Here is a 6,265-nt window from a genome sequence, read left to right on the forward strand (position 1 = left end):
GACTTACCAAAACCGTCAAAAAAGACCAGCGAATGATCGAAACGGTTATTACCGTCTCTCCTAGTCCCTGGCCCCAAGTGCCCTCCGAAAAGGGACACCGCTATTGTAGTTTCATAGTACCTGAGGACACTCCGCGTCGTCAATCTCTTAGATTGTCTCCTAAGAAGTATGAATCGCTGATTAGTGGAATCGTCTTTCTAAAAGCGGAAGACCGTTTTGTTCAGATTGAAACTGGTAAATTGATCGATATCGGATTACACACAATTATTGCTAATATTCGACACTCATCAAGTAAAATCCCAGCGGTTGAAGTAGTTACATTACCGGATATCTTTAAGTCGCTATATGATTCATACGTTCTTAAATATGACTAGGTTGTATCATTGAGATACTTTACTGTGGTTGATCTTGATGGCATATATTGATATTATGACCGACTTGATGTATACTGAGTTCATGGAAAAGCCTAAGTTCGAGTTTTACACGCGTCCAAGTGGACACGACGAATTCCTGGAATTCTTGGACAATTTGAAACCCGTAGAAAAGCAGAAATTGGTCACCATAATTGCCAAGACCCAGAAGTTTGGTTTGCAAGTTGCAGCGCGCCAAATGTGGATCAGAAAAATCTCAGATGGCATCTTTGAGCTTCGGACAACAGGATCGAATATCCAGCGTGGCTTGTACTTTCATGTGGAAGGTTCGCGTTATGTGATAACGCATGGTTTCACGAAGAAGACTCAGAAAACGCCTGTGTCTGAGTTTAATCATGCTAAAGAACTCAGGAAGGAATATTACGATAATTTGGGAGGTAAGTAAAATGGCAAAGAACATTCTTTTTGACGATTATCTCGCTAAACAACTTAAAGACCCTGAGTTCAAAGCTGGCTTTGACGCTGAGTCCGCTAAACTTGAGAGCGCAGTAGCGTTGATGAATGAGCGTAAACGTGCGGGCTTGACGCAACGACAACTTGCAGAACGTGCAGACGTTCCCCAATCAACAATTGCACGGATTGAACACGGGCAGAATACTAGCTTCGATACCATGAGCAAAATTGCATTTGCACTTGGGAAGAAACTCAAAGTTGAGTTCACTTAAGCTATATAAATGTCTCAGTGTTTGTGAGCGTCAGTTTTCGAAACTTTCGAGACTGACGCTTTTCTTTGTCTGTCCGGTAACAAAAAACGGGCACCCATAAGCGCCCATCCTCTGTTGCCGGGAGCCACCCGGCGGTGAGATAATTGAGTTTCATAATCACTAAGCTATTGTAACGCATTGACTTGACGATTGGCAGGCCCAGTTCTTTGCCTAGCGAGCAGACTGAATGCCGGCCAGCTCGCGCCCTATTTCCCCGGCGTCGTCTCCCGCAGCTCCAGCTTAAACGGCACGTCGATCTGCTTTTTCGCTTGCGGCGGATCGTCGATGGCGCGGACCGCCTCGGCCACCGCCATGCGGCCGATGAGGTTGAAGTCCTGGGTGACGCTGGAGATCTTCGGGCGGCTCTGCTCGCAGATCTGCGAGCCATCGGTGCTGATGATGCCCCACTGGTGGGTGAAGGCGCCGTCGCGGTCGATCAGGCCGTTGATGACGCCCAGCGCGCCGTCGTCGGAGGTCGCAAACACGGCGTCGAGGGCGGCGTGCTCGGTGTAGTAGGCCACCGCGGCGAGGCCGGACTGGTAGCTGTACTTGCCATCCCCGACGAACAGCCACTCGGGCCGGTACGTGATGCCCGCCGCGGCCAGCGCCGCCTGGTAGCCGGCGAAGCGCTGCGTGCCGACGATGTCGCGCGCCGGGTCCGCGCCGACAAAGCCGATGCGCGTGTACCCTTTTTCAATCAGCGTGCGGGTCGCTAGCTGACCCATCTGGTAGTCGTTGGAAGAGACGTACGACATGTCGAGCGCGTAGGTGCTGGCGACTTCCTGCGGGTAGATGCCGGCGCGCTTAATCAGGTCGATGATCGCCTGGTCGGGATGGAGCGAGAGAAAAAGGATCCCGAAGACGCGCCGCTCGATCAGGTCCTGCGCAACTTTTTGAATGGTCGCCTGGTCGTCCCGCTCGGCGATCATGATCAGCACGTCGACGCCGCTTTGCCGCGCCTCCTCGGTGATGCCGCGGATGACGTGAAAATTGGAGTCGGTCTCCGCCGGGTAGTTGATGACGCCCAGCGTGGTCTGGGTGTGGCGCGCCAGGTCGGCCGCCGAGCGGTTCTTGTAGTAGCCGAGGTCCGCGGCGATGGCCCGCACCCGCTTGGCCGTCGCCTGGGAAAACCGCCCGGTGTTGTTCAAGATCCGCGACACGGAAGCCACCGACAGCCCCGCCTGCTTGGCAATATCCTCGATCGTCACCCGCATGATTGCTCCTCCTCACCTGCGTACGCCTTCGCGTAAGCGCATTCGCACTCCCTTTCATTCTAGCTGTCTTGCCGGGGAATGAGAAGCGGGAAAAAGGGGCTGGCCTAGGCGGGGGACGCCCGGGGTCCCGCGGCAACATCCGGACAGGCCTGGCTACGTCCTGGCGCCTGGGCCAAACATCACGGCGGCTGGGCCCCCACGCCAAAATCCGCGCGGACCCGGCCGAGCGTCCTGCCACCTTGGTCAACATGCAGGCGGATCGGCCATCTCCGTCTCCGGACCACGACGCCCCTGGCCGCGGGCCTTGTCAGCCCCACCGCAACTTGCGTAACCGTATCCGCAGCCCCCCGGTGATTCGCTGACCTGATCTTTTTCGCGATGAAGGGTTTACAATCGAGTGAAAGCGGTTAGAATGAGAAATGAGCGTTGGGTAAACGTTTACGCATTGATCACTTTGCGCCTCAATCAAGCCGGCAGCGGCTTCATTTTTACCGCTTTTGCGTAAACGTTCCCCCAGATCCTGGCCGACCCCCATCACGGCTTGCCCAGGGCGCATCTTATCTAATTTATGGAGGACATCGCGATGAAAGGATTAGTACTGACTGCTGTTAAGAAAATGGCAATCAAGGATTTGCCAAAGCCGGACGTCAAGCCGAACGAGGTCTTGGTCCAAACCAAGTACGCCGGCATTTGCGGCACGGACCACGCGCTGTACAACGGCCTGCCAGGTTCTGCAAACGCAGTGCCGCCGATCGTGCTCGGCCACGAGAACGCCGGGGTCGTCGCCGCGGTGGGCGAGCAGGTCACCAACGTGAAAGTCGGCGATCGCGTCACCGTTGACCCCAACCTCTACTGCGGGCAGTGCTTCTACTGCCGGACCGGCCGGCCTGAGCTGTGCGACCACCTCTCCGCGGTCGGCGTCACCCGCGACGGCGGCCTGGCCGAGTACTTCACCGCCCCGGCATCCGTGGTTTACGAGCTGCCTGAAAACGTCTCCTTCAAGGCCGGCGCGACCATCGAGCCGATTTCCTGCGCGGTCCACGGCGTGCAGCTGCTGCACCTGACCCCTTACGCCAAGGCGCTGGTCATCGGCGACGGCTTCATGGGTCAGCTCTTCGTTCAGATCCTGCAGGCTTACGGCGTGCACCAAGTCGACCTGGCCGGCATCATCGACGACAAGCTGGCGCTGAACAAAAAACTGTTCAACGTCGAGCACACCTACAACACCACGCGCGACACCCTGCCAAGCGACTACGATATTGTCATCGAGGCGGTCGGCAAGCCGCAGACGCAGGAACAGGCCGTCAACGCGACCCGCAAAGGCGCCCAGGTCCTGATGTTCGGGGTCGGCCACCCGGATGCCCATTTTGAAATGAACACCTACGAGATCTACCAAAAGCAGCTGACCATCCAGGGCTCCTTCATCAATCCGCACGCGTTCGAAGATTCCATCGCCCTGCTGGCCAGCGGCAAGGTCAACGTCGATCCGCTGATCAGCCACGAACTCACCCTCGACCAGGTTGAGCCCGTGCTCCAGGGCAAGGTCGCCGGCGTCTCCAAGGCGGTCGTCAAGGTCGGCTAACTTGCAGTGGGCCAAGGTTAACTGGGGGAGGGCGGCCTCCGCAGGAAATGGGCTGGCGACGCGAAGCTAGAGTGGTGGGCACGACTTCGAGCCTCGCAAGCGAGTCTCTCAGGTCGGCCAACTTGTAGGCGATAAATCGCCAACAAGTTTTTCACTGCTTGCTCAGCCAGTAGGCGGCACGCCGTACTGGCTGACATGCGAAGCGAGCCCCCTCCCTGCTCCGGCCACCCTGCCCCGGAGCAGGATGACCTTTGCGGCAGTTCAGTTGTGCGACTGAGCTGCAGTTGTTGGTGAGTGAGCCCAACCAGCCACAGAGAAAGGCCTAGCCTGACCTGCTGGCTAATCCATTAAAATTTTGGCCCTACCGAAATCGTCTTGCTCATCATGCGAAGATTGACATGCCATTCTGCAGGCCACGCGACAATACCTGTTCTGGCGAGTTCATCTAAACATACTAAGCTACCGCATATTGGCCCTGTCTTGTTAGAATCGTGCCATTCAAAGCACCGCGCGAGGGGGTAAGTGCCCTACTTCGATACCAATGAAGCTCAGGTCTCTGCTGGTATTAAGATCACCAGCTCAAATTTTAGATTGTAGTACCGTGCCCAGTCTATCTTCATCCGATAGGCCGGGCTCTTTGCTCTTGCCGTCAGCCAATTTTAGCTCAGGGTTAGCCTGTCCAAGCCACCTCAACCCGCCCGCCAATCAAAGAGTGCGCGTTCATGGTGGTGCCAAGGGCCGGGCGGCCGGAGCCAGATAGCCTTTGCGGCAGTTCAGTTTTGCGACTGAGCTGCCGTTTTCTGGTGGATGAGACTTCCCTCTTTCGCGACACAAGAGGGCTTTAGCCTAGTCGCTGATGTCTTATAAGATTGGTGCGACCAAACACGCTTCTGTCACACGAGGACCGAAACCTCAGTCCGTAGTCAGAAGGATAACACCAGCCCTGCCGAATGCTGCGAGCTAGAGCGCTCATACTGAGTTTCTAGATATTGACCTTTCCCTATTCTAGTCGTTCCGTTTGCAGCACAGCGGCCAGGGGGTATGTGTTCTTCTTCGATACCAATGAAGCTCAGGTCGCTGCTGGTATTAAGATCACTCGTCCAAATTATAGATTATAATATGGTGCCCAGCCTATCTTCATCCGATAGGCTGGGTATTTTGCCGCCGACAGCCAATTTTAGCTCAGGGCTAGCCTGTCCAGGCCACCTCAACCCGCCCGCCAACTAAAGAGCGCGCGTTCACGGTGGCACCAAGGGCCGGGCGGCCGGAGCAGGAAATGGGCTCAGTGGTGAAAAACTTGTTGGCGGCTCTGCCGCCTACAAGTTGGCCCGACTGAGAGACCGCGCTTTTTGCGGGCTCGAAGCGGTGCCCACCACGTTCCAGCCCATTTCCTGCGGAGGCCGCCCTGCCCGCTCCCCAGGTGCAAAACAAAAACCCGACTCATTGTGAGCCGGGCTTCCCTTTGGAGGAGGGACCGTTCGATGGGTAGTCGAGCGGCTTGGTGCCAGCCGCCAGAGGCAGCTTGCCGAAAGGTGGGGGAGCACCCTCGGACTTGGATGGAAAAAGATGCCGGCGATTTGATTCGTCTCATCTCATAAAAAAAGGCGATCCCCTGTACCTGGGGATCGCCATGTCGCTCAGTCACACAGACATGCGGGTGATTAGCCCTCATGACAGCGATCAGTCTAACACTCCCGCAAAGATCTCCCCCGAAACCTTCACTTGCAACATGATTATTATATATTATTTACCCAAAATGGCAACGAAAATATAATAAATGATAATTCGCCAAAAATGATACTACGTTCATGATGACACGAACACGTTACAATAACCAACGGTGCCTAGATTGGCCAGGCTTGGACACCTGTAGCAATCGGATAAACCAAGCGTTTTTCTTGCTTATCCCACGTTTCCCGCACGTGTATCAATAACGTTGCCGTCGCGGCGCGGCTTGGCGGCCCGCCAGCAAAAGTCTGTTTGGCGAATATAATTTTCATGAATAAGTCATTTTAAGTACCAATCCGCAATTCGTCCGCGTTTGGTCCGCCTTAAAAAAACGTCCGCGCGGTCGCGCCGCTTTCAGCTGCGCTTGGCGGTGGTGGTCATTTTCCCTGCCGCCACCACCGCCAAGACCAGGCCCGACCGCGATTCGTGCCACGCTGCCGGGGCAGCTGTCCGTCGTGGCAAGACAGACCGGTTCTTTAGAATAAAATAATAATTACGAAGATTTAAAGTGGGGTAAATGCTAATAATTCGTAAATTGCAAGAACAAGTTAGCCACCCAGATCGGGCCGGGTCGAGATGACCTGTTATCTTATAGTATTGGTTAGC

At 55.4% G+C, this 6,265-nt stretch carries 4 protein-coding genes; 3 read left to right on the forward strand and 1 reads right to left on the reverse strand.

Going from position 1 to position 6,265, the window contains the following annotated elements:
* Window positions 1–456 precede the first annotated feature (456 nt).
* Both EKM85_RS08715 and EKM85_RS08720 read left to right on the forward strand, forming a co-directional pair.
* On the forward strand, window positions 457–816 hold the full coding sequence (locus tag EKM85_RS08715) for a type II toxin-antitoxin system RelE/ParE family toxin (RefSeq protein WP_125586006.1): 360 nt from the start codon (window positions 457–459) through the stop codon (window positions 814–816).
* A 1-nt stretch (window position 817) separates the two neighbouring features.
* The gene (locus EKM85_RS08720; RefSeq protein ID WP_125585996.1) at window positions 818–1,096 is read left to right on the forward strand and encodes a helix-turn-helix domain-containing protein; all 279 of its coding nucleotides are present in this window, start codon (window positions 818–820) and stop codon (window positions 1,094–1,096) included.
* Between the two features lie 245 nt (window positions 1,097–1,341).
* Here the strand turns inward: EKM85_RS08720 and EKM85_RS08725 are convergent, their stop codons facing one another.
* The gene (locus EKM85_RS08725; RefSeq protein WP_125585998.1) at window positions 1,342–2,349 is read right to left on the reverse strand and encodes a LacI family DNA-binding transcriptional regulator; all 1,008 of its coding nucleotides are present in this window, start codon (window positions 2,347–2,349) and stop codon (window positions 1,342–1,344) included.
* Between the two features lie 583 nt (window positions 2,350–2,932).
* Here EKM85_RS08725 and EKM85_RS08730 point away from each other — a divergent pair.
* Complete coding sequence (locus EKM85_RS08730; RefSeq protein ID WP_125586000.1) at window positions 2,933–3,931, forward strand: zinc-dependent alcohol dehydrogenase family protein; 999 nt, start codon at window positions 2,933–2,935, stop codon at window positions 3,929–3,931.
* Window positions 3,932–6,265 lie beyond the last annotated feature (2,334 nt).

Source organism: Lacticaseibacillus jixianensis (assembly GCF_003946485.1).
Classification (GTDB): domain Bacteria; phylum Bacillota; class Bacilli; order Lactobacillales; family Lactobacillaceae; genus Lacticaseibacillus; species Lacticaseibacillus jixianensis.